The organism is Enterobacter sp. 118C5 (assembly GCF_034107645.1).
In the GTDB taxonomy this organism is placed as follows: Bacteria; Pseudomonadota; Gammaproteobacteria; order Enterobacterales; family Enterobacteriaceae; genus Enterobacter; species Enterobacter nematophilus.
The window spans coordinates 107676-129618 of sequence record NZ_JAWNEU010000001.1 but is presented as its reverse complement, the minus strand read 5'-3'; the positions used below and the strand labels follow the sequence as shown (position 1 = coordinate 129618).

The following is a 21943-nucleotide window of genomic DNA, read 5'->3' as shown; positions in this document are numbered from 1 at the left end:
AACTGGCGAGGCGGTTCAGGGGTCAACTATGGTTATTAGTTGAGCAATAAAAAGTCAGCGCTGGGGTTACACGGTACGCTTCGCTTTTTGCTTGTAACGGTCGAAAATCACTGCTGCCAGCAGGATCAGGCCACGCACGACGTACTGAGAGAATGGCGAAATATTCAGCAGGTTCATGGCGTTCTCCACCGTGCCCAAAATCAGGATACCGGCCACCACATATGAGATTTTTCCGATGCCGCCCTTGAGGGAAACGCCCCCTAAAACGCAGGCTGAAATGACGATCAGCTCATAACCGATGGAGGTCATCGGCTGTCCGCTGGTCATACGCGAGGCCAGAATAATCCCGGCAGCGGCAGAAACCAGCCCCGAGAGCACGAAGATAATAATCTTGGTGCGTACGACCGGCACCCCTGCCAGCCGCGCCGCTTCTTCATTACCGCCGATCGCCAGCGTGTTACGACCAAAGGTGGTGCGGTTCAGCAGGAAGCCGAACAGGATCAGGCAGGCCACGGTGAGCCAGATAGGCGCCGGCAGGCCCAGCCAGTTGGCGTAGCCCAGCGTAAAGAAGCGCTCGTCTTCAATCCCCACCGCTTTACCGTCGGAGATGATATAGGCCAGGCCGCGGACTATCTGCATCGTCGCAAGCGTGGTAATCAGGGCGTTAATCTTCAGGCGTGCGATAACAAAACCGTTTACCAGACCGCTGATCACGCCGAGCAACAGACCGGCAAAAACGCCAATCCACAGGCTTTCCGTCATGTTGATCACCACCGCCGTGGTGACGCCCGCGCAGGCGATAACCGAGGCCACCGACAGGTCGAAATCACCGGAGGCCAGACAGAAGAGCATGCCGCAGGCCACCATGCCGGACATGGAAATAGCCAGCCCCAGCCCTTTCATATTAATGAAGGTGGCAAAATTAGGCACGAAGATCGCACAGGCGATGAAGAGTGCGGCAAAGACCACCAGCATGCCGTACTGATCCCAGATACGGCCAAAGCTGAAAGCCGACTTCGGCGCTCCGGATGTAGTAACAGAGGACATCATTAACTCCTTACTCAGGCGACTGCCTGGCTGACTTTAGGCATGGCGAGGTTCAACGCCTGTTGTTCATTCGCCTGTTCATGAAGTAATTCACCGGCGATTTCGCCTTCGCGCATCACTACAATGCGGTCGGCAACGCCAAGCACCTCAGGCAGATCGCTGGAGGCGAACAGCACCGCCACGCCGCGTTTTGCCAGTTCATAGATCACGTTGTAAATCTCGTGTTTTGCGCCCACATCGATACCGCGCGTCGGCTCGTCCAGCAAAATGACCTTCATATCCTCCGACAGCCAGCGGCCTAAAATGGCCTTCTGCTGGTTCCCGCCTGACAGATTCATAATCAGCTGTTCCGGTCCCGGCGTTTTGATATTCAGCGAGCGAATATGATGGTCGGCGTTGCTCGACTCCCAGCCGTCGTTAATCAGGCACCCCGCGCGGATAAACTTACGGCGGGCAGAAATGTTGATGTTGTCGCGCACCGAATGCACCGGAATGATCCCCTCCGCCTTGCGGTCTTCCGGGCAGAGCATCATCCCAGCCCCGATCGCGTGGGCAGGTTTCCGGATATCCACCTGCTCGCCGTCAATAGAGACCTGCCCTGCGGTAATGCGGGTACCGCCGAACAGCCCTTTCATCAGCTCGCTGCGCCCCGCCCCCACCAGACCAAACAGCCCGACGATCTCACCGCTGCGTACGGATAACGAAACCGGCGTTCGCACGCCAGGCGCTTTAACGTTGTCCAGACGCAGGCGCTCGGGGCCGTACTCGCGCGGTTTCCAGTGATAGATATCGCCCAGATCGCGCCCGACCATCGCCTGAACAAGCTGGTCATGGTTAACCTGCTGCATATCGGTGAAGGTGCGCACATAGCGCCCATCTTTAAAGACGGTGATGGCATCGCTCAGGGCAAAAATCTCCTCCATGCGGTGCGAGACGTACAAAATGGTGCGGCCTTCCTGACGCAGCTCGCGGATCACGCGGAACAGGTTTTCGATTTCACGCGCGGAGAGCGAACTGGTGGGTTCATCAAAGGCAATCACTCTGGCGTTACGCGCCAGCGCCTTGGCAATTTCAACCATCTGCCACTGGCCGATGGAGAGGTATTTCAGCGGCGTCTGGGGATCGACGTCCAGACCCAGATGCTTAAGCTGCAGCCCCGCTTCATAATTAAGTAGCGAACGATTCACCACGCCGCTTTTGTGCGGAAGCTGCCCTAAATAGATGTTTTCGGCCACGGTCATCTCAGGGATGAGGTGCAGTTCCTGATAGATAATGGCGACACCGGCGTTGAGCGCCGCCGTGGTATCGGCAAAGGCCACCTCTTCACCGCGAATGGCCAGCGTGCCGGTTGTTGGCGCGTAGTTGCCGCTGAGGATTTTTAACAGCGTGGATTTCCCCGCTCCGTTTTCCCCCATCAGGGCATGAACCTGGCCGGCATAGCAGTCGAAGCTGATATCGGTCAGCGCGTTAACACCGGGGAACGTTTTCCCGATGCCGCGAAAAGAGAGATACGGATTAGACTGTTGCATAACGACTCCGTGATTCCTGTAGTGTGTACGTCTGGCCCCTTACGGTGAGTAAGGGGCACAATCACAGCGTATTACTTACCGCCCAGTCCTTTTTTCGCCAGTTCCTCTTTGAAGTTGTCGCGGGTAATCAGCACCACGTCGGTCACTTCGGTAAATTTCGGCGGTTCAGCCCCTTTGGTTACCCAGTTGTAGAGCATTTCGCTGGATTTGTAGCCGTGAACGTCCGGGCTTGGCAGCAGAGAGCCGTAGAAGCCGGTGGCCTGCGCCTTGGACAGCTCGCTCACCGCATCCACGCCGTTGATGCCGATGCCGATCACGTCAGGCGCCTTGAAGCCCTGACCTTCCGTTGCGCGCACGCCGCCCAGCACGGTGTTGTCGTTCATGCCGACCACCAGCCAGTGTTTGACCTCCGGATGCTGGACCAGCATTGAGTTCGCAGCGTCGAAAGCGCCCGGGATATCGTTAGATTTGGTTGGCACTTTATAGATCTGTTTTTCCGGGAAGCCGGCCGCTTTCAGCGCGTCCATTGAACCGGTCGTACGACGACGCGCCGTGTCCAGCTCGTCCGCGGTGATGGCCATGACGGCGGTCTCTTTCACATCCCAGCCGCGTTTCTGCATCTCTTTATAAAGCTCCTGCCCCTGACGTTCACCGATTTTGGTCGCCGCCATCATGACCAGCGGTACGCTGTCCATCGGTTTGCCTTTGGCGTTAACGAACTGATCGTCAACCGCAATAACCTTCATGTCGTAACCGCGGGCTTTCGCCGCAATTGCTGACCCGAGTTTTGGGTCCGGAGTACAAATAACAAAGCCTTTCGCGCCGCTGGCCGCCAGGCTGTCGATGGCGTTCAGCGTTTTCTCACCGTCCGGCACGGCGATTTTAATCACCTCAAAACCTAAATCTTTTCCGGCTTTATCAGCGAATTTCCACTCGGTCTGGAACCAGGGTTCTTCCGGCTGTTTTACCAAAAAACCGAGTTTTAAATTCTCAGCGATAGCGGATTGTGACATAACGGCAGCCAGACCGATGGCCGCCAGCGCTTTAGTAAATTTGTGCATGGTAAACTCCAGCTTTAGCATTCTTTTCTGTAGGGAAGATTTGCGTGCTTCTTATTTAATCGGACTTAAAACAAGGCATTAGCGCTTACCTCGTCATAAGCGTTATTGCTGGTGATAGTTTTAGCGGGAAATTAATCATCCATAAGAGAGCCCCATCACACCGCAGAATTACAGTAATTGCGTACATAAATTCAGCGAAAAATGACATAAAAAAGGCCGGAATTGTCAGACAAATCAAAGGCGGGTGAGCAGAATTATCCATAAGATTAGCTAAGAAATCCCTGATGCCTTACGGCCGGTGGCGCTGCGGTTACCCCCTGAACGGGATTCATGCTTTTCATCAAAAAAACAAAAGAGTCATGAAAAAGGGTTATTCCGTTAAAATTGATTTGGCGCAAATTTAGCAACGCATCATATATTTGAAAGGAATAATCTGTATTTACTTTTCTCACAGAGCATTATTCCGGCTAAATGTTCACGAAAGGAAATCAGCACGCCAGGAAAGATACTCATGCTTTAATATCAATCCCTTAATGAAATTCCATATGATGGCTATATATTTGTATTTTTGTACTATATTAAAGTTTGTAATGTATGGTAAACACAGCCTAATTAAGAGTTTTCTTAATCCTGAGACAAAGGTATGCTTATTTATATCGAACACAGGAAGTGAATTTTCGATCGACTTTAGTCACTGCAAAAATTGCAATTCTGTTTTTCTTCGTATTTGCCTGGCTGTCAGGTTAAGCAGCGGACATCACGTCCCACAGTCTATAAGGATATGAGTATGGCTACCCAAACGATGATGCAAAAACTTAACGCGCAGATGAACCTTGAGTTCTACGCCTCGAACCTGCACCTTCACTTAAGTGCATGGTGTTCCGAAAAAAGCCTCACGGGCTCTGCCACATTCTTTCGTTCACAGGCACAAAGCAACGTCACCCATATGATGCGCGTCTTTAACTTCCTGAAGGCCGCGGGGGCTAACCCGGTTGTTAAAGCCCTCGATGGGATCAACGAAAATTACTCTTCTCTGGAAGAATTGTTTCAGAAAACGCTGGAAGAGCATGAGCAGCGCTGCACGACGCTCAACAAGCTGGCCGATGAAGCCCGAGCACAGCATGACGTCATCACCCTTAAATTTTTACGCGACATGGATAAAGAACAGCAGCAGGACGGCGTGCTGCTGAAAACGCTGGCGGATGAGATCCACAATGCGCGACAGGCCGGTTTATGCCCGGAGCAAGCCGACCGCCACCTGCTCGATCTTGTGACGGTGCAGCACCACTAAGCGTTTTAACCTGCCCTTGCCCTGGTTCAGGGGGGCAGGTTCCTTTCTACCTCTCCAACCCTCTGCTTTTGCTGAAATTTAACAAATCAGATCTCGCTCTCAATGATTACCCCTACAACATGTAATGATTTATTTAATTACATAATCATTGACGAGGGAAAAGCATGATCACCATTGAGTTTGTTGTCATTCTCCTCTGCCTGCTGACGGGAACACGTTTCGGCGGCATGGGGCTTGGGTTAATCAGCGGGATTGGCCTTTTTATTTTGTGTTTTGTCTTTGGGCTCCAGCCCGGCAAGCCTCCGGTTGACGTTATGTTGACCATTCTCGCGGTGATTGGCTGTGCCGCCACCCTGCAGACCGCGGGTGGCCTTAACGTCATGATGCAGTTTGCTGAACGCCTGCTGCGCAAACACCCGCAGCACATCACGCTTCTCGCCCCTTTTACGACCTGGACGCTGACCTTTCTGTGCGGCACCGGGCACGTGGTCTACACCATGTTCCCCATCATTGCGGATATCGCCCTGAAAAAAGGGATCCGCCCGGAACGCCCAATGGCGGTGGCATCGGTGGCATCCCAGATGGCGATCACCGCATCTCCGGTTTCCGTCGCCGTTGTGTCGCTGGTATCCATCCTGGCCGCACAGCATGGGATTGGGCACGCGTGGGGGATCCTGGAAATCCTCGCCGTGTCGGTTCCCGCTTCGCTTTTCGGCGTCGCGATTGCGGCCCTGTGGAGTTTACGCCGCGGGGAAGATTTAGCTGACGACGCGGAGTTTCAGGAGAAACTGAAAGACCCTAAACAGCGCGAGTTTATCTATGGCGGCACGGAGACGTTAATGAACCAGCGTTTTCCGAAGCAGGCCTACTGGTCGACATGGATTTTCTTTGCCGGTATTGCGGTGGTAGTCCTGCTCGGGGCCTTTCCCGAACTGCGCCCCGCCTTCGAGCTGAAAGGCAAAATGACGGCGCTGTCGATGAACCTCGTCATTCAGATGATGATGCTTATTGCCGGTGCCGTGATGCTCATGGCCTGCAAGGTCAATGCCTCCGCCATCTCAAACGGTGCGGTATTCAAGGCCGGGATGGTGGCGATCTTCTCGGTGTTCGGGGTGGCGTGGATGAGCGATACCTTTTTCCAGGCGCACCTCGATGAGTTAAAGCTGGCGCTGGAAGGCGTGGTGAAAAGCCATCCGTGGACGTATGCCATCGTGCTTTTCCTGGTATCGAAGCTGGTAAACAGCCAGGCGGCGGCCCTGACGGCCGTGGCGCCGATGGGATTGATGCTGGGCATCGATCCAAAAATGCTGATCGCCTTCTTCCCGGCGTCCTACGGCTATTTTGTCCTGCCGACCTACCCGAGCGATTTAGCCTGCATCGGCTTTGACCGCTCGGGAACGACCCGTATCGGCAAATTCATCATTAACCACAGCTTTATTCTGCCGGGGCTAATTGGCGTGAGCTGCGCCTGCGCGGCGAGCTACCTGCTGGTGCAGACCTTCTTTTAATCGCGTCAACGGGCGACACGCGCGGTCGCCCGTTTGCAATTTTAATGAGACTCGCCCTGCGGGGTGAAGCGCAGCTCAATCAGCGCGATGGCTTTCTGGATGGCGCGAAGCGTAACCGGATCGGCAGCGGCAGGATGGCTGGCAAAATCGATGTTTTTCAGCTGGGTGGACATCTTCTCGCGCACTTCAACCGGTGCAATAACGTCCAGAACATCAAGAATTTGCTTGATAACCAGCTGGCAGGCGACAACGTCAGATACCAGCTCCTGATCGGCGCTCAGGTTTTGTGACATGGGGTTTTCTCCTTATTCAAAGGCCGCCATAGTATCAAAACGCGGCCCCTGACATCTTCCCTTCCTCGCGTGCAGAGACAAAAAAACCTGCCGAAGCAGGTTTTTTTATCAGAACATGGCGCCCGGCGGCACGTCTTTGAAGGTGCGGCAGTAATTGGCCCACATGCTTTTCAGGATTTTGCGCAGTTTCATTGTGATGCTCCATTAACTTGTTATACAACTTCATAGTCAATGTGCCTATAATATGACCACCGTCACAAAAATCAATACTTTTGTGACGCACATCACAATTTAACTTTCAAAATCAGCTTTAGCCCACGATACCGCGAACAAAATCTTCGATCGCTTTATCCTGGCAATTTTCAAAGAAGCACTGCTGGAAACGCTGACCGGAAACGGCGGTCTTCACCAGCTCAGGATCGATGGCGCGCAGCGAGTCCAGATAGTTATCTTTCACCACGGCCGCTTTCACCTGGTTCAGAATACCGGCGTTACGCACCTGCGGCTCTTTACGCTCTGGCGGATAACCCTCTCCTTTTCGGCCGGTAAACGCCTTTTCAAAGATAAAGCGAACGTTCAGCTCCGCTCCCCAGCCAAACCCTTTGGCAAAAGGCAGCGAGAGCGCATTGCCGTTGTTGATTTGCGCGAAGAGGAAAGCGTCTGCGGGATCGATGCAGTAGCCGCAAATCACGCCAGGGTGGATGTTTAACGACATCAGCGCCCCCTGCCCGGTGCCGCAGCCGGTGACCACGAAATCCACCGCTTTCGCATTCAGCAAAATGCTCGCCATAATGCCCAGGTGGATGTAGGTCAGGTGATGATCGTTTTCGTCGCTCATCCCCACGTTGTAAACCGGGAACCCTTTTTCATCGGCTACCGTTTTCAGCTCTTTTAGGATCACTGGATTTTTGGCCGCCTGGCTGTTTTCCATCATCAGTGCAATTTTCATTTATCTCTCCCGAATGCGCTGCGGGCACTCCCGCCTGGATACCTGTTCCTGTTCATCCTGGCATCAAATGAACAGACTTTCAAAGTAAATGAAATATGGTTTTAAAAAATCAAATTCGCGCTCACAAATTTGTGAGGAAAAGGATCCACGCCGCCCGTTGCAAAGAGTGAGGGCAGATCGTCCGGCTATTCCTGGCATTGCAGCGGGCATCTGCGGGTACGATAACGTATCTCCCTTCACTCAGAGCGAACCATGAAAAAAGCCATCGTAGCCGGTACTGCCCTGCTGCTCGCGGGGTGCAGCGTTAACCGCCAGGCGGAAATCAGCAGCCTCGACGCGCCGAACGGCATTGTCCGCCTCGACTACGGCCAGGCGGTGCTGCAAAACGCCTGGTCCGATGAATATGTCAATAACGGTACTGCGGTCAAAGCCTGTCAGAATATGGGGTATGCCACCGCCTCTGCCTACGGGCAGCCGGTCAAAACCTGCACCCTGACAAGCGGCTCGTTGTGCCTGAACGAGAGCGTTACTATCCAGTATAAGTGCATGGGGTATGCCGTTAACCCTAAGGCAAATAATCCCTGGTATTAATCAAAGCTGCCAGCGTTTGCTGGCGCTTTATTTAACTAAGAACAAAAATAATTCGCATTAATAAAAACAAATATCGCCAATGCGTTTTATTCCCATTCGTATTTTGAACGAATAATATTTAATTTTACGTTTTGCAAATAATTAAATAACAAATTATAGTGTCGCTCATTATGAACTCGTAATAATAATCCGGAGCGCCACCATGCTGAAAACTGAAATGATCGACAAGCTCAATGCACAAATGAACCTTGAGCTCTATTCATCCCTTCTCTACCAGCAGATGAGCGCCTGGTGCAGCTATCACAGCTTTGAAGGTGCGGCCGCGTTTCTGCGTCGTCACGCTCAGGAAGAGATGACCCACATGCAGCGTCTGTTCGATTATCTGACCGATACGGGCAGCCTGCCGCGCATCGAGAACGTGGCATCGCCTTTTGCTGAATATAATTCTCTCGACGAACTGTTCCGCGCCACCTACGAGCACGAACAACTGATCACCCAAAAAATTAACGAACTGGTTCATGCGGCAATGATCGGCCAGGATTATCCAACCTTTAATTTCCTGCAGTGGTACGTCGCTGAACAACACGAAGAAGAGAAGCTGTTTAAATCCGTGCTGGATAAATTGTCGCTGGTAGGTAAATCCGGCGAAGGTCTTTACTTTATTGATAAAGAACTCTCGACTCTCGATACGCAGAATTAATATCAGCGCGGTGCCGGTTTCCGGCACCGCGTTTATTTACCTTCCCCACGCCTCAAAACACGCATTTTATTCCCCGTACGCCTTGTTTACGTCACGCCAGGCCGTCGCCCCACTCAGGATTGGCGGCAGTGCAATACGTAAATCTTTCATTACACCCCTTGTAACGGTGGTTTGACGAATTACCGCTTTTGCCTTACTCTGCGCCGCAGATTTTGTTGCGGTTAAGCGTCGTTGTAGAGGAAAGCGTGAAAAACAGAACCCTGGGAAGTATTTTTATCGTCGCCGGAACGACGATTGGCGCAGGAATGCTGGCAATGCCTCTGGCTGCCGCGGGAGTGGGATTTGGAATGACCCTGCTGCTGCTTGGCACGCTCTGGGCATTAATGTGCTACACCGCGCTGCTGCTGCTTGAGGTTTACCAGCACGTGCCCGCCGATACCGGGCTGGGTTCGCTTGCGGCGCGCTACCTGGGACGCTACGGCCAGTGGATCACCGGCTTTAGCATGATGTTCCTGATGTACGCCCTCACGGCCGCGTATATCAGCGGTGCCGGGGAGCTTATCGCCTCCAGCGTTAACGACTGGTTTGGCTCAGACATAACACCTGCGACGGGTGCTATCTTCTTTGCGCTCATCGGCGGCGGCGTGGTCTGCGTGGGCACCTCGCTGGTCGATTTGTTTAACCGCTTTCTGTTCAGCGCCAAAATCCTGTTTCTGGTGGTCATGCTGCTGCTGCTGGCACCGCACGTGCACAAGGTGAACCTCCTGACGCTGCCGCTGGAGCAAGGGCTGGCGCTTTCCGCCATTCCGGTCATTTTCACCTCGTTTGGCTTCCACGGCAGCGTGCCGAGCATCGTCAGCTATATGAACGGCGATGTCCGCAAGCTGCGTCGCGTGTTTGTTATCGGCAGCGCCATTCCGCTGATCGCCTACATTTTCTGGCAACTGGTGACGCTGGGCAGCATTGACTCTTCCACCTTTGTCGGGCTGATGGCGCAGCACGCTGGCCTCAACGGTTTCCTAATGTCTCTACGCGAGGTGGTCACCTCGCCGCACGTGGAGCTGGCGGTTCATCTATTCGCCGACCTGGCGCTGGCGACCTCGTTCCTTGGCGTTGCGCTTGGCCTGTTCGATTACCTGGCCGACCTGTTCCAGCGTCGCAATACCGCCGCCGGGCGGTTACAGACCGGAGCCATCACCTTCCTGCCGCCGCTGGCGTTTGCGCTGTTTTACCCTCGCGGGTTTGTGATGGCGCTGGGCTACGCGGGGGTGGCGCTCTCGGTCCTGGCCCTGCTGCTCCCTTCCCTGCTGGCGTGGAAAAGCCGTCAGCAGCATCCTCAGCAAGGATATCGCGTCGCGGGGGGAAAACCGCTGCTGTGCGTTGTGTTTGGCTGCGGGGTGATGATTATTCTGGTGCAGGTGCTGATAGCAGCCGGAATGCTGCCGGAAGTGGGTTAAATAAAAAAGGGGCTATCATCAGCCCCTTTTTTATCAGTGTAGGCAGCAGCTCTTGAACTTCTTCCCGCTGCCGCAAGGACACGGATCGTTACGCCCCACCTTCGTGCCGTTCACGACAGGCTTTTTCGCTTCCGGCTGCTGCGGGTTCTCCACCCAGTAGTTGTATAAGCGCAGGGCCGCAGGCTGGATGCGCTCAATGCTGGCGATATACTCCTCTTCGGACAGTTCATCCAGCTTCTCGCTGTTCTCTTCCGTTCCGTGCAGGGCAATCGCGTCGAGATCGGCCTTCAGGGCTTCCGGCAGGGCTGACCAGTCCGTCAGCGCCACGCCGCGCATGTAGCCATAGCACCACTCTTCCACCACGGTGTAACTCTCACCGTCAACGTCGTTATAGCCGAACAGCGGCTCAAACTGATCCGGGTACTCGCTCAGGCGCTCGGCAATGTCGTTCATATGCTTAAAGCAGAGATCGATAAAACGGTTCATCTCGCGATCGTTTTTCCAGCGCGGGATGTACTTCTCTCCGCCCCACACCGCCACCAGCCAGGCATCTGGCTCAACGACAACAGGGCCGGAAAGCACTGCGGTAAGCATGCCGTCCAGCTCGGACACGTCAATCACGGACGCATCGTCATGACCGTAAGACATTAACGTCTCTTCCAGCCACGCCATTTCGCTTTCATTTAATGGACCTTCCGTCATCGCGGACACTCCTGATAAAAAGGAAAGGATCCTACCACAGATCGCACGCCTGCCCTGGCTGAAGTTTAGGTCTTTATTGCTGCAAAAGTGTGCAAATCGTGACCGTTGCACAACTTATGGGCTTTATTGTTAACGATGTGTGATCTCCGCTGTAATTTCTTCTCCTGCCGCAGGGCGGGATAACGCGGCGCTCTATACTCAAACATGTCATAACCCCGTCAAGGGGTTAACCATTCTGGCAACGTTTTTGCTTGCTGTTCTTCGCGCGACGCTGCGCATGGAAACCTCGCCGTATCACGCAGGATGCCGTTCGTTTAGTGCATTTTGTTCTTGCTCGTGTTTTTGGATTAGCTGCGCCCTGCGCGTTCAGGCTTACGCCGTGGTGCAAAAACCTCTTTGCTAAGGAACATAATAATGTCGCTGAAATTTATCAGAACTCCTGTTTCTCTTGTGCTGGCCGGCTGTCTGGTGACGGCGTTTTCCGCCCGGGCAGATATCGTGATTGGTGTCGCCGGACCGTTCACGGGCCCTAATGCCACCTACGGCGATCAGTACTGGCACGGCGCAACGCAGGCCGCCGAAGACATTAACGCCGCAGGCGGTATTAACGGTGAGAAGATCAAACTGGTTCAGGGGGATGACGCCTGCGAGCCTAAGCAGGCCGTGGCCGTCGCCAACCGCCTGGTCGACCAGGATAAGGTCAACGCCGTGGTCGGCCATTTCTGCTCCTCTTCCACTATGCCCGCCTCCGAGGTGTATAGCGATGCGGGCATCATCGCGATTACCCCCGGCTCAACTAACCCGCAGATCACCGAACGCGGCATGAGCGACATGTTTCGCATGTGCGGCCGCGATGATCAGCAGGGCCAGGTCGCCAGCGACTTCATCATCGACAAGCTGAAAGCCAAACGCGTGGTTATCATTCACGATAAAGACACCTACGGACAGGGGCTGGCAGACGCCACCAAAGCGGCGCTGGCGAAGCACGGGGTCAAGGATGTGATGTACGAAGGTTTATCCCGCGGTGAAAAAGACTTTAACGCGCTGGTGACCAAGATCGGCGCGCAAAAACCGGACGTGGTGTTCTTCGGCGGCTGTCACCCGGAAGCCGGCCCGCTGGTTCGCCAGATGCGTGAACAGGGCGTGCAGGCGAAATTCTTCTCCGGCGACTGCATCGTCAACGAAGAGATGGTGACGGCGGCGGGCGGCCCGCAATACACCAACGGCATTTACATGACCTTCGGTAAAGATCCGCGCCTGATCCCGGACGGTAAAGCGGTTATCGACAAATTCCGCGCCGCTAAATTCGAGCCGGAAGGTTACACCCTCTACTCCTATGCTTCCGTACAGGCCATTGCCGCAGCCTTCAAGGCCACCGGCGGCAAGGACTCCGCTAAAGCCAGCGAGTGGCTGAAAGCCAATTCCGTCGACACGGTGATGGGCAAAAAAGCCTGGGATAGCAAAGGCGACCTGAAAGTGTCTGACTACGTGGTTTACCAGTGGGACGACAAGGGAAAATATAAGGAAGTGCAGTAACGGGACGGAGTCACGCTCAACGTCGGCGGGCTTGCCCGTCGGCGCGTAATAAACATCAGGCTGCGCGCCTCGCGCAGCCTATAAAACGAGCGCGCTAAGATGAGTACATTCTTCCTGCAGCAGTTAGTCAATGGCTTAACGCTGGGCTCCGTCTACGGCCTGATCGCCATCGGCTACACCATGGTGTACGGCATTATCGGGATGATCAATTTCGCCCACGGCGAAGTGTATATGATTTCCGCCTATCTCTGCGCCATTGGCCTGGCGCTGCTCTCTTTCTTCGGGCTTGAGTCCTTCCCCCTGCTGATTCTGGGTACGCTGGTGTTCACCATCGCGGTAACCGGCGTGTACGGCTGGACTATCGAGCGTATCGCCTACAGGCCGCTGCGAAACTCCACGCGCCTGGCGCCGCTTATCTCCGCCATCGGGATGTCCCTTATCCTGCAAAACTACGCCCAGCTGAGCCAGGGTCCGCGCCAGCAAGGGGTGCCGACCATGCTCGACGGCGTGATTCGCCTGCATCTTGGCGACGGGTTCGTGCAGATAACCTACACCAAAGTGTTTATTCTGCTCGCCTCGTTTGCCGGCATGCTGGTGCTCACCTGGATAATCAACCATACCCGGCTGGGGCGGATGTGCCGCGCGGTACAGCAGGATCGGAAGATGGCCTCCATTCTGGGCATTAACACCGACCGAATTATTTCGCTGGTCTTTGTTATCGGCGCGGCGATGGCCGGCCTGGCGGGCGTGCTCATCACCATGAATTACGGCACCTTTGATTTCTACGTCGGGTTTGTGATTGGCATTAAGGCCTTTACGGCGGCGGTGCTTGGCGGCATCGGTTCCCTCCCCGGCGCCATGCTGGGTGGCCTAATTCTCGGCGTCGCGGAAGCTCAGTTCTCGGGCATGGTGAACTCGGACTATAAAGATGTCTTCTCGTTTGGCCTGCTGGTCATGATCCTGATTTTCCGTCCCCAGGGACTGCTCGGGCGCCCGGTTGTGGCCAAAGTGTGAGGGAGAGACTGATGACATCGCACGGTTTTTCGCTTAAGCGCTGCATTCTGGACGCGATTTTTTCCGGGCTGATTGCGCTGATAATCTTCGGCCCCATTGCGGGCGTGGTGCTGGACGGGTACAGCTTTAACTTCGCCGGACAGCGGCTGGCCTGGATGGTTGGCATCGTCATGCTGGGGCGTTTTCTGTTGAGCGCCTTTTTAGGTACCGCCGCGGGGGCCCATTTCCAGGCGCGCTTCGAAGCCGATAGCGCGGGCGTCTACGTTCGGCCTCCGGAATATAAAAGCCGCATGCGCTGGATTATTCCTCTGGTGATTACCCTTGCGGTTTGCTTCCCGTTTGTTGCCACTAAATATGTCCTGACCGTCGCCATTCTCGGGCTGATCTACGTGCTTCTCGGTCTGGGGCTGAACATCGTAGTGGGGCTGGCCGGCCTGCTGGACCTGGGGTACGTTGCCTTCTACGCGATTGGGGCGTACGGTCTGGCGCTGGGGTACCAGTATCTTGGCTTAGGCTTCTGGAGCATGCTGCCGCTGGCGGCAATCATGGCAGCCGCCGCCGGTGCCCTGCTCGGTTTCCCTGTACTGCGCATGCACGGTGACTATCTGGCGATCGTCACCCTCGGGTTCGGAGAGATCATTCGCCTGATCCTGAACAACTGGCTGACCTTCACCGGGGGGCCAAACGGCGTGTCGGCCCCTCCCCCTACCTTTTTCGGCCTGGAATTTGGACGACGCGCGAAAGAAGGCGGCGTGCCTTTTCACGAGTTTTTCCACCTGACCTACAACCCGAACATGAAGTTTATCTTTATCTATACCGTGCTGTTTCTGGTGGTGATGCTGGTGCTCTATATCAAGCACCGTCTGACGCGGATGCCGATTGGCCGGGCGTGGGAAGCGCTGCGTGAAGACGAAATTGCCTGCCGCTCGATGGGGTTGAATCACGTCCTGGTGAAGCTCTCCGCCTTTACGCTGGGGGCGTCGACCGCGGGCATTGCCGGGGTGTTCTTCGCCACCTATCAGGGGTTCGTGAATCCGACCTCCTTTACCTTCTTTGAATCCGCGCTGATCCTCGCCATCGTGGTGCTGGGCGGCATGGGCTCGACGCTTGGCGTGGTGCTGGCCGCCTTTGTGCTTACGGTCACGCCGGAGCTGCTGCGCAGTTTTGCCGAGTACCGTGTCCTGCTGTTTGGCATGCTGATGGTGGTGATGATGATCTGGCGTCCACGCGGCCTGATCCGCATTAACCGTAGCGGGTTTGCCGTGCGTAAGGGCGTGGCGCCATGAACGGGACGATATTGCGCGTTGAGCATCTGATGATGCACTTCGGCGGGATTAAGGCGCTTAACGACGTGAATCTGGACGTGCAGCGCGGCTCCATTACCGCCCTTATCGGGCCAAACGGAGCGGGAAAAACAACCGTGTTTAACTGCCTGACCGGCTTCTATAAGGCCTCCGGCGGCAATATTTTATTTTCTACCCGCACTAAAACGACCAACGTTATTCAGGTCCTCGGACAAAAATTCCAGCCGGGCGACTGGATTAACCCCGCGCAGTTCGGGCAGCGCCTGTTCTACAAAATGTTTGGCGGAACGCACCTGGTGAACCGCGCCGGGCTGGCTCGTACCTTCCAGAACATCCGCCTTTTTCGCGAGATGTCGGCCGTGGAAAACCTGCTGGTCGCGCAGCATATGCGCGTTAACCGCAATCTGCTCGCCGGGATCTTAAACACGCCGGCATATCGGCGGGCGGAAAGCGACGCACTGGACAGGGCCTTCTACTGGCTGGAAGTGGTGGATCTGGTGGAGTGCGCTAATCGCCTGGCGGGGGAGATGTCGTACGGGCAGCAGCGGCGTCTGGAGATCGCGCGGGCAATGTGTACCGGGCCCGAGATGATCTGTCTGGATGAACCCGCCGCCGGGCTTAACCCGGTCGAAACGCACAAGCTGAGCAGCATTATTCGTTTTCTTCGGGATCGTCATGACATCACGGTCTTACTGATTGAGCATGATATGGGGATGGTGATGGAGATTTCGGACGACATTATCGTGCTCGACCACGGTGACGTGATTGCCAGAGGCAAACCCGAACAAATTCAGCATGATGAAAAGGTGATCGCCGCCTACCTGGGCACGGACGAAAGCGAGGTGCCCCTATGACCGAACCGCTGCTGGCATTTCGCGAGGTGGATGTGTTTTACGGAGCCATTCAGGCGCTGAAGCAGGTCTCCCTGGAGGTCAATAAGGGTGAAACCGTGGCGCTGATTGGCGCGAACGGCGCGGGTAAGTCGACATTGCTGATGTCTATCTTTGGCCAGCCGCGCATCCGCAGCGGTCAGATTTTGTTCGGCGGTGACGACATCAGCCATCAATCCACCCACTACGTCGCGTCCAGCGGCATTGCGCAGGCGCCTGAAGGCCGGCGCGTCTTTCCAGATATGACCGTTGAAGAGAACCTGCTGATGGGGACCATCCCCATTGGCAACCAGTTTGCGGTTGAAGATATGCAAACCATGTTCGACCTGTTCCCTCGTCTCAAGGAGCGGCGCAAGCAGCGCGCGATGACCATGTCCGGCGGAGAACAGCAGATGCTGGCGATCGCCCGGGCGCTGATGAGCCGTCCCAGGCTGCTGCTGCTGGATGAACCGAGCCTGGGCTTAGCGCCGATAGTGGTGAAGCAGATCTTCCAGACGCTGCGCGAGCTGGCCCGCAACGGCATGACCATCTTTCTGGTGGAGCAGAACGCGCACCACGCGCTGAAGCTTTCCGATCGCGGGTATGTGATGGTTAACGGGCAGATCAGGTTGAGCGGCAGCGGCGAGGAGCTGCTGGGAAATCAGGAGGTGAGGAAGGCGTATTTGGGTGGGGTGTAACTGGCGGGTGACCACAGAACAGAATGCGAAATAATTTACGCCCCACATTACTTATCTTTCGTTCCCATTTTCAACCCAATTCAATAGCCCACAGTAAATCCAATACATTTGACACAAATATCTTAGGGGATATTATACCTCCAGCAAGTCAACCCAGATAGCTAATGAGAAGTAGCAGCCTTAATAGTGATTTGTGAAAAAAATAAGTTCCGAATACGGCTATTGAATTTTATGTTTTCGGAGATTACTCCGCTGAACAATTTGACACTGGAGTATAATTTGATAATGAGTATGGTCAAATTAAGCGTTATCGTACCCTGTTATAACTCGCGTGATTACATTACTGAATGCCTTCTGTCAATTCTGCCATACATGTCAAACACGGTAGAACTCGTTATCGTCAATGATGGTTCTACAGATGATAGCTCAGCGGTTATTGAGAAGACCGTCAATCGCTTCAAAGATAAAAGCGTTACGATTATTCACCAGGTTAACGCAGGGATTTCCGCTGCCAGAAATGCAGGCATCAACGCCGCAAAAGGTGAGTATCTTGCTCTATTAGATTCGGATGATTTCTTCCATCCTGATTTCTGGAAAGAGGTGTTGCCTGTTATAGCTGACTCTTCCATTGATATTGTTGAATTTAACGCCGATCAGTTCGACGGTAAAACGTCCAACATTGTTGAACATATTGACTGCGCCGTGTTCCATGAGAGGGTTGAGATCACATCCGTTTCTGATCTCACGCCAGCATTCAGAAGAAGCAAGTGGTATCCCTGGGCACGGGTTTACAAAAAAGCGCTCTTCCAAAATTTTGACATCACGTTCCCTACCGGTCGGCTTTATGAAGATATGAGTACAATCCCCGCACTCTATTTACATAGCAACGTTATCTATGGAATAAATAAATCATTAATCTGGTATCGCTATCATAAAAAAAGTATAACGCAGACCTTCAGACCAAAAGATTTGATTGATTTAGTCTTCGCTGCGCAATCGCTTTCGCTGCTGGCAAAGGATGATGCAGAGGTAAAGCGAGCTATCTTTCCAACAGTGCAAAGAATATTCAACTTCATCAAATACATGCTGGTGAGAAACAAAGGCGCAAAACTTCCTCTGGCTGAACAGAAGGCCCTGCGTCTTGCCCTGCTAACTTTTATTGGTGATTTCAAATCAACACGAAAAGTCCAGATATTATTTTTACCTTTGTATCTGAACACCATTGTGAGGTTTAGAAAGAAGTAAAAATTTTTTTGGGTTGGCCCTGGCGGCCATACAGGTTCGTTTGGGTCAACCCTGCTTATCAGAACTTACTGCCATTACCTGACAGGTAAGCCATAACCAGCCCTGCAGCGGAAGGCAGCCAGCTGAAGAAACAGCAAATTTCAGGCACAAAAAAACCACCTTTCGGTGGTTTCACGACACTGCTTATTGCTTTGATTATTCTTTGATTCCCATGGTACCCGGAGTGGGACTTGAACCCACACAGCGCGAACGCCGAGGGATTTTAAATCCCTTGTGTCTACCGATTCCACCATCCGGGCTCGGGAAGAAAGTGGAGGCGCGTTCCGGAGTCGAACCGGACTAGACGGATTTGCAATCCGCTACATAACCGCTTTGCTAACGCGCCGTAAAACTTTTCAAACTGACACCCGCTGTTGCGCATGTCTTTAATCTGGAGCGGGAAACGAGACTCGAACTCGCGACCCCGACCTTGGCAAGGTCGTGCTCTACCAACTGAGCTATTCCCGCATGTCATCAAGTTAACTGCTAACCACTTGATTTCACTATCGTCCGGCTTGCTGTGCCGCCGTTCGATGCGTTGCATTCTACTGATATGACGTTATGAGTCAACGTTATTTTTTGCTTGTCTGGATCGTTTGCTGAAAATTACGGCGAAACGATCACTGATCAAGCAAATCCCCGCGCGCAGCGTTCAAATATTGCAGCATTGACCACAGCGTCAGCACTGCCGCCACCCACAGGAGACCGATCCCAGCCCACTCTACCCAGGCGTTCGGGCGCCAGAGCATCCAGACCAGCGAGGCCATCTGCGCGGTGGTTTTCACTTTACCAATCCAGGACACCGCCACGCTGCTGCGTTTTCCCAGCTCCGCCATCCACTCACGCAGCGCAGAGATGATGATCTCCCGGCCAATCATCGTTGCCGCGGGCAGCGTCACCCACCAGGTATGATAGTGCTCAGCCACCAGCACCATCGCGATCGCGACCATCACTTTATCCGCTACCGGATCGAGAAAGGCGCCGAAACGGGTGCTCTGGTTCCAGCGGCGCGCCAGATAGCCATCAAACCAGTCAGTTACCGCTGCGATAAGGAAGATCAATGCGCAGGCGAACGGTGCCCAGACGACCGGCAGGTAAAACGCCAGCACAAAGAACGGAATGAGTACAACACGAAAGAGAGTGAGCAACGTAGGGATATTATATTGCATAGTGACGGTAACTATTTGTTGTCAGTAAAATTTAGCTCTATGTTGCTACAGAGCCCTCAATGTTTCAACGAGTAGTAGATCTTTTCTGCCAGCCCTTGCGAAATACCCGGCACTTTTGCAATTTCCTCCACGCTGGCGTTGAGTAATCCTTGCAATCCACCCATATACTTCAGCAGCATCTGGCGGCGTTTTGGCCCAACGCCCTCAATTGTTTCAAGCGTGCTCGTGTTTTTGACCTTCGCCCGTTTTTTGCGATGGCCGCTGATGGCATGGTCGTGCGACTCATCGCGAATATGCTGGATGACGTGCAGCGCCGGGGAGTCCGGCGGCAGGCTGAAGCCCTCACCTTCCGGCTCAAAAAACAGCGTTTCCAGACCGGCCTTACGATCGGCCCCTTTTGCCACGCCTAACAAAAGCGGATGGTTTTTGTCCCACTCAACGTCGAGCGACTCGAATACCGCTTTCGCCTGGCCTAGCTGCCCTTTCCCGCCGTCGATAAGAATCACGTCCGGGATCTTGCTCTCTTCAATCGCTTTACCGTAGCGGCGGCGCAGCACCTGATTCATGGCGGCATAGTCGTCACCCGGCGTGATGCCGGTGATGTTATAGCGGCGATACTCGGCGCGCAGCGGGCCGTTGGCGTCAAACACCACGCAGGACGCCACCGTCTGCTCACCCATCGTATGGCTGATATCAAAACATTCCATACGCTTCACTTCCGGCAGCTTCAGGAGCGTCGCCAGCGCGGTTAAACGCTGGCTGACCGTCGATTGCTGGGACAGCTTAGTGGTGAGTGCCGTCGCCGCGTTGGTCCGCGCCAGCTTCAGGTAACGTGCACGGTCGCCGCGCGGTTTGGTTTGAACATTGACCCGACGCCCGGCCAGTTCGGAAAGCGAGTCGGCCAGCAGGGTTTTATCGTCAAGATTAAAATCGAGCAGGATCTCAGAGGGCAGCGTGCGCATCTGGCTGCCCTGCAGATAAAACTGTCCAACAAAGGTTTCCACCACTTCACCCAGCTCGGTGCCGCCAGGCACTTTCGGGAAATAGCTGCGGCTGCCGAGCACTTTGCCCTGGCGAATAAACAGCACGTGCACGCAGGCCATGCCGGCGTCGAAGGCCACGCCGATAACGTCGAGATCGTCGCCGGTATTCGAGACAAACTGTTTCTCAGTGACTCTGCGCACCGCCTGGATTTGGTCGCGGATCCGCGCAGCCTCTTCAAACTCAAGCGCGGCGCTGGCTTTTTCCATCCGGGCGATCAGCTGGGTTAAGACCTGATCGTCTTTGCCTGCCAAGAACAGGCGTACATACTCCACCTGCTGCGCATACTCGTCTTCACTGACCAGCCCGGCAACACAGGGGCCAAGGCAGCGCCCAATCTGGTACTGCAGACACGGGCGCGAGCGGTTGCGGTAGACGCTGTTTTCACACTGGCGGATCGGGAAGATTTTTTGCAGCAGCGCCAGCGTCTCCCGCACGGCATAGCCATTCGGGAAGGGGCCGAAATATTCACCCTTCGCATGTTTTGCCCCGCGGTGCATCGCGAGGCGCGGATGGGTGTCGCCACTCAGAAAGATAAACGGATAAGATTTGTCGTCACGCAGCAGCACGTTATAGCGCGGCTGGTAGAGCTTAATATAGTTGTGCTCAAGCAGCAGCGCTTCCGTCTCGGTATGCGTCACGGTGACATCAATATTTTGAATGAGTGAGACCAGCGCTTCGGTCTTACGGGAGGCAAGGTTGCTGCGGAAATAGCTGGAAAGACGTTTTTTGAGATCTTTGGCCTTCCCCACATAGATAACCGTACCGCCAGCGTCATACATCCGATAGACGCCTGGCTGGCTGGTTACGGTTTTCAGAAATGCTTTTGAATCGAATACATCACTCACTGACTTAACAACGTCTCCGCGTTACATAAACCGTGCCGGATGGCCAGATGAGTCAGTTCAACATCACCATGAATGTTCAGTTTACTGAACATACGATAACGATAGCTGTTGACCGTTTTCGGGCTGAGATTCAGCTGCTCTGAGATCTCATTCACCTTCTGACCCTTGGTGATCATCAGCATAATCTGCAATTCACGCTCAGACAAACTTGCGAACGGTGATTCCGTTTTCTCGGGTTCGATCTGGCTCAGCGCCATCTGCTGCGCAATGTCAGAGGCAATGTAACGCTGCCCGGCAAATACAGAACGGATAGCATTGACGACTTCCTGAGGTGCGGCGCCTTTGCTCAGGTAACCGGCTGCTCCCGCCTGCATCACCTTCGCGGGAAGCGGGTTTTCAGTATGCACGGTCAGCATGATGACTTTCGTATCAACAAAGGTACGCGCGATTTTGCGCGTTGCCTCAAGGCCACCGATACCGGGCATGTTCATATCCATCAGCACCACATCGGCCGAGTTTGTGCGGCACCATTTTACGGCATCTTCCCCACAGCACGCCTCACCGGCAACTTTAATACCTTTAATATCTTCAAGAATGCGTCGTATCCCTGCGCGCACCAGTTCGTGGTCATCAACAAGAAGGACGTTGATCAAAGGAAATGTCTCCAGAATAGGGATAACGCTACTGAGTGATAATTTGGTTTATATTAACGGTTTTCATGACAAGATTAAAACGTTAAAAAATCGGCTATTCGATTTTGCTCTCGTTTTTGGAAATTAGCCTGTACAGTCCATGGAAAGAGAGCCCTTGCCATCAGAGCTTTTGCGGCTTTTTTTAAGTATCTGTATTCAAAAAGTTACAAAAAACTTGCACGTTTTCCTCGCGAAAAAACGGTTCTCAAATTTTTGTAACAATAATTAACGGCAAGTAAACCAGGCGCAAACAATTAATAGCCGAACCCGAGCGCCAGTTTACTGGCTGGCTCTGTTTACGCAAATAAACACCGGCGTAAAAGTACGAAAAACAACCGCTGCATTTTTTGCTGCAGCTTG

General features: G+C 54.0%; 21 protein-coding genes and 3 tRNA genes. 11 read left to right on the top strand and 13 right to left on the bottom strand.

Annotation, left to right across the window (positions count from 1 at the left end):
* Nucleotides 1–66: 66 nt before the first annotated feature.
* From araH to araF, 3 genes are all read right to left on the bottom strand, one after another.
* Complete coding sequence (gene araH, locus UTO39_RS00640; RefSeq protein ID WP_032644894.1) at nucleotides 67–1047, bottom strand: arabinose ABC transporter permease AraH; 981 nt, start codon at nucleotides 1045–1047, stop codon at nucleotides 67–69.
* Between the two features lie 14 nt (nucleotides 1048–1061).
* Complete coding sequence (gene araG / locus UTO39_RS00635) at nucleotides 1062–2576, bottom strand: L-arabinose ABC transporter ATP-binding protein AraG (RefSeq protein WP_266178841.1); 1515 nt, start codon at nucleotides 2574–2576, stop codon at nucleotides 1062–1064.
* Between the two features lie 71 nt (nucleotides 2577–2647).
* Complete coding sequence (gene araF, locus UTO39_RS00630) at nucleotides 2648–3637, bottom strand: arabinose ABC transporter substrate-binding protein AraF (RefSeq protein WP_008500409.1); 990 nt, start codon at nucleotides 3635–3637, stop codon at nucleotides 2648–2650.
* A gap of 787 nt (nucleotides 3638–4424) precedes the next feature.
* On the opposite strand from araF, the gene UTO39_RS00625 reads away from it, so the two are divergent.
* Nucleotides 4425–4928 (top strand): non-heme ferritin-like protein, encoded by a 504-nt coding sequence (locus UTO39_RS00625; RefSeq protein ID WP_061097842.1) that lies wholly within the window; start codon nucleotides 4425–4427, stop codon nucleotides 4926–4928.
* Between the two features lie 164 nt (nucleotides 4929–5092).
* Nucleotides 5093–6436, top strand: a complete 1344-nt coding sequence (locus UTO39_RS00620) for an anaerobic C4-dicarboxylate transporter (RefSeq protein ID WP_320726190.1) — start codon at nucleotides 5093–5095, stop codon at nucleotides 6434–6436.
* A 41-nt stretch (nucleotides 6437–6477) separates the two neighbouring features.
* On the opposite strand, the gene UTO39_RS00615 is transcribed toward UTO39_RS00620, so the two are convergent.
* From UTO39_RS00615 to UTO39_RS00605, 3 genes are all read right to left on the bottom strand, one after another.
* Nucleotides 6478–6729 carry a DUF2766 family protein gene (locus UTO39_RS00615; RefSeq protein WP_008500405.1) on the bottom strand — a complete coding sequence of 84 codons (252 nt, stop codon included), beginning with the start codon at nucleotides 6727–6729 and terminating at the stop codon, nucleotides 6478–6480.
* Between the two features lie 108 nt (nucleotides 6730–6837).
* Nucleotides 6838–6921 carry a stress response protein AzuC gene (gene azuC, locus UTO39_RS00610; protein ID WP_014884364.1) on the bottom strand — a complete coding sequence of 28 codons (84 nt, stop codon included), beginning with the start codon at nucleotides 6919–6921 and terminating at the stop codon, nucleotides 6838–6840.
* 118 nt (nucleotides 6922–7039) lie between these two features.
* On the bottom strand, nucleotides 7040–7678 hold the full coding sequence (locus UTO39_RS00605) for an RpiB/LacA/LacB family sugar-phosphate isomerase (protein WP_266178839.1): 639 nt from the start codon (nucleotides 7676–7678) through the stop codon (nucleotides 7040–7042).
* Between the two features lie 252 nt (nucleotides 7679–7930).
* On the opposite strand from UTO39_RS00605, the gene yecR reads away from it, so the two are divergent.
* The 3 genes from yecR to tyrP all read left to right on the top strand — a co-directional run bounded on the left by yecR (nucleotide 7931) and on the right by tyrP (nucleotide 10426).
* The gene (gene yecR, locus UTO39_RS00600) at nucleotides 7931–8269 is read left to right on the top strand and encodes a YecR family lipoprotein (RefSeq protein ID WP_320726189.1); all 339 of its coding nucleotides are present in this window, start codon (nucleotides 7931–7933) and stop codon (nucleotides 8267–8269) included.
* Between the two features lie 202 nt (nucleotides 8270–8471).
* Nucleotides 8472–8969 carry a non-heme ferritin gene (ftnA, locus tag UTO39_RS00595; RefSeq protein WP_028013664.1) on the top strand — a complete coding sequence of 166 codons (498 nt, stop codon included), beginning with the start codon at nucleotides 8472–8474 and terminating at the stop codon, nucleotides 8967–8969.
* A 245-nt stretch (nucleotides 8970–9214) separates the two neighbouring features.
* The gene (gene tyrP / locus UTO39_RS00590; RefSeq protein ID WP_061097838.1) at nucleotides 9215–10426 is read left to right on the top strand and encodes a tyrosine transporter TyrP; all 1212 of its coding nucleotides are present in this window, start codon (nucleotides 9215–9217) and stop codon (nucleotides 10424–10426) included.
* A 33-nt stretch (nucleotides 10427–10459) separates the two neighbouring features.
* Here the strand turns inward: tyrP and UTO39_RS00585 are convergent, their stop codons facing one another.
* The gene (locus tag UTO39_RS00585; protein WP_320726188.1) at nucleotides 10460–11128 is read right to left on the bottom strand and encodes a YecA family protein; all 669 of its coding nucleotides are present in this window, start codon (nucleotides 11126–11128) and stop codon (nucleotides 10460–10462) included.
* A gap of 414 nt (nucleotides 11129–11542) precedes the next feature.
* On the opposite strand from UTO39_RS00585, the gene UTO39_RS00580 reads away from it, so the two are divergent.
* From UTO39_RS00580 to UTO39_RS00555, 6 genes are all read left to right on the top strand, one after another.
* On the top strand, nucleotides 11543–12664 hold the full coding sequence (locus UTO39_RS00580) for a branched-chain amino acid ABC transporter substrate-binding protein (RefSeq protein WP_320726187.1): 1122 nt from the start codon (nucleotides 11543–11545) through the stop codon (nucleotides 12662–12664).
* 99 nt (nucleotides 12665–12763) lie between these two features.
* Nucleotides 12764–13678 (top strand): ABC transporter permease subunit, encoded by a 915-nt coding sequence (locus tag UTO39_RS00575; protein WP_028013668.1) that lies wholly within the window; start codon nucleotides 12764–12766, stop codon nucleotides 13676–13678.
* Nucleotides 13679–13689: 11 nt separating this feature from the next.
* Nucleotides 13690–14964, top strand: a complete 1275-nt coding sequence (gene livM, locus UTO39_RS00570) for a high-affinity branched-chain amino acid ABC transporter permease LivM (RefSeq protein WP_320726186.1) — start codon at nucleotides 13690–13692, stop codon at nucleotides 14962–14964.
* Nucleotides 14961–15836: an ATP-binding cassette domain-containing protein gene (locus UTO39_RS00565; protein ID WP_320726185.1), complete on the top strand. Its 876-nt coding sequence runs from the start codon at nucleotides 14961–14963 to the stop codon at nucleotides 15834–15836. The genes livM and UTO39_RS00565 overlap by 4 nt, the downstream gene beginning before the upstream one ends.
* A complete protein-coding gene (locus UTO39_RS00560; protein WP_266178834.1) occupies nucleotides 15833–16549 on the top strand; it encodes an ABC transporter ATP-binding protein in 717 nt (238 codons plus the stop codon). The genes UTO39_RS00565 and UTO39_RS00560 overlap by 4 nt, the downstream gene beginning before the upstream one ends.
* Before the next feature lie 285 nt (nucleotides 16550–16834).
* A complete protein-coding gene (locus UTO39_RS00555) occupies nucleotides 16835–17794 on the top strand; it encodes a glycosyltransferase (protein ID WP_320726184.1) in 960 nt (319 codons plus the stop codon).
* A gap of 212 nt (nucleotides 17795–18006) precedes the next feature.
* Here UTO39_RS00555 and UTO39_RS00550 read toward each other — a convergent pair.
* The 6 genes from UTO39_RS00550 to uvrY all read right to left on the bottom strand — a co-directional run bounded on the left by UTO39_RS00550 (nucleotide 18007) and on the right by uvrY (nucleotide 21544).
* Nucleotides 18007–18093, bottom strand: a tRNA-Leu gene (locus UTO39_RS00550).
* 12 nt (nucleotides 18094–18105) lie between these two features.
* Nucleotides 18106–18179, bottom strand: a tRNA-Cys gene (locus UTO39_RS00545).
* Between the two features lie 46 nt (nucleotides 18180–18225).
* A tRNA-Gly gene (locus UTO39_RS00540) sits at nucleotides 18226–18301 on the bottom strand.
* A gap of 152 nt (nucleotides 18302–18453) precedes the next feature.
* A complete protein-coding gene (gene pgsA, locus UTO39_RS00535; protein ID WP_041909393.1) occupies nucleotides 18454–19002 on the bottom strand; it encodes a CDP-diacylglycerol--glycerol-3-phosphate 3-phosphatidyltransferase in 549 nt (182 codons plus the stop codon).
* Nucleotides 19003–19058: 56 nt separating this feature from the next.
* A complete protein-coding gene (gene uvrC, locus UTO39_RS00530) occupies nucleotides 19059–20891 on the bottom strand; it encodes an excinuclease ABC subunit UvrC (protein ID WP_320726183.1) in 1833 nt (610 codons plus the stop codon).
* Nucleotides 20888–21544, bottom strand: coding sequence for a UvrY/SirA/GacA family response regulator transcription factor (uvrY, locus tag UTO39_RS00525; protein WP_013096026.1), 657 nt, complete (start codon nucleotides 21542–21544; stop codon nucleotides 20888–20890). Before uvrY ends, uvrC begins: the two co-directional genes overlap by 4 nt.
* Nucleotides 21545–21943 lie beyond the last annotated feature (399 nt).

What these genes read in the sequence shown, in the direction of transcription:
- UTO39_RS00615 (WP_008500405.1), bottom strand. Translation starts at nt 6,729, where the DNA reads ATGTCACAAAACCTGAGCGCCGATCAGGAGCTGGTATCTGACGTTGTC.
- UTO39_RS00605 (WP_266178839.1), bottom strand. Translation starts at nt 7,678, where the DNA reads ATGAAAATTGCACTGATGATGGAAAACAGCCAGGCGGCCAAAAATCCA.
- UTO39_RS00625 (WP_061097842.1), top strand. Translation starts at nt 4,425, where the DNA reads ATGGCTACCCAAACGATGATGCAAAAACTTAACGCGCAGATGAACCTT.
- pgsA (WP_041909393.1), bottom strand. Translation starts at nt 19,002, where the DNA reads ATGCAATATAATATCCCTACGTTGCTCACTCTCTTTCGTGTTGTACTC.
- araG (WP_266178841.1), bottom strand. Translation starts at nt 2,576, where the DNA reads ATGCAACAGTCTAATCCGTATCTCTCTTTTCGCGGCATCGGGAAAACG.
- ftnA (WP_028013664.1), top strand. Translation starts at nt 8,472, where the DNA reads ATGCTGAAAACTGAAATGATCGACAAGCTCAATGCACAAATGAACCTT.
- yecR (WP_320726189.1), top strand. Translation starts at nt 7,931, where the DNA reads ATGAAAAAAGCCATCGTAGCCGGTACTGCCCTGCTGCTCGCGGGGTGC.
- UTO39_RS00560 (WP_266178834.1), top strand. Translation starts at nt 15,833, where the DNA reads ATGACCGAACCGCTGCTGGCATTTCGCGAGGTGGATGTGTTTTACGGA.
- UTO39_RS00575 (WP_028013668.1), top strand. Translation starts at nt 12,764, where the DNA reads ATGAGTACATTCTTCCTGCAGCAGTTAGTCAATGGCTTAACGCTGGGC.
- UTO39_RS00555 (WP_320726184.1), top strand. Translation starts at nt 16,835, where the DNA reads ATGAGTATGGTCAAATTAAGCGTTATCGTACCCTGTTATAACTCGCGT.
- UTO39_RS00585 (WP_320726188.1), bottom strand. Translation starts at nt 11,128, where the DNA reads ATGACGGAAGGTCCATTAAATGAAAGCGAAATGGCGTGGCTGGAAGAG.
- araF (WP_008500409.1), bottom strand. Translation starts at nt 3,637, where the DNA reads ATGCACAAATTTACTAAAGCGCTGGCGGCCATCGGTCTGGCTGCCGTT.
- UTO39_RS00580 (WP_320726187.1), top strand. Translation starts at nt 11,543, where the DNA reads ATGTCGCTGAAATTTATCAGAACTCCTGTTTCTCTTGTGCTGGCCGGC.
- azuC (WP_014884364.1), bottom strand. Translation starts at nt 6,921, where the DNA reads ATGAAACTGCGCAAAATCCTGAAAAGCATGTGGGCCAATTACTGCCGC.
- araH (WP_032644894.1), bottom strand. Translation starts at nt 1,047, where the DNA reads ATGTCCTCTGTTACTACATCCGGAGCGCCGAAGTCGGCTTTCAGCTTT.
- livM (WP_320726186.1), top strand. Translation starts at nt 13,690, where the DNA reads ATGACATCGCACGGTTTTTCGCTTAAGCGCTGCATTCTGGACGCGATT.
- UTO39_RS00565 (WP_320726185.1), top strand. Translation starts at nt 14,961, where the DNA reads ATGAACGGGACGATATTGCGCGTTGAGCATCTGATGATGCACTTCGGC.
- UTO39_RS00620 (WP_320726190.1), top strand. Translation starts at nt 5,093, where the DNA reads ATGATCACCATTGAGTTTGTTGTCATTCTCCTCTGCCTGCTGACGGGA.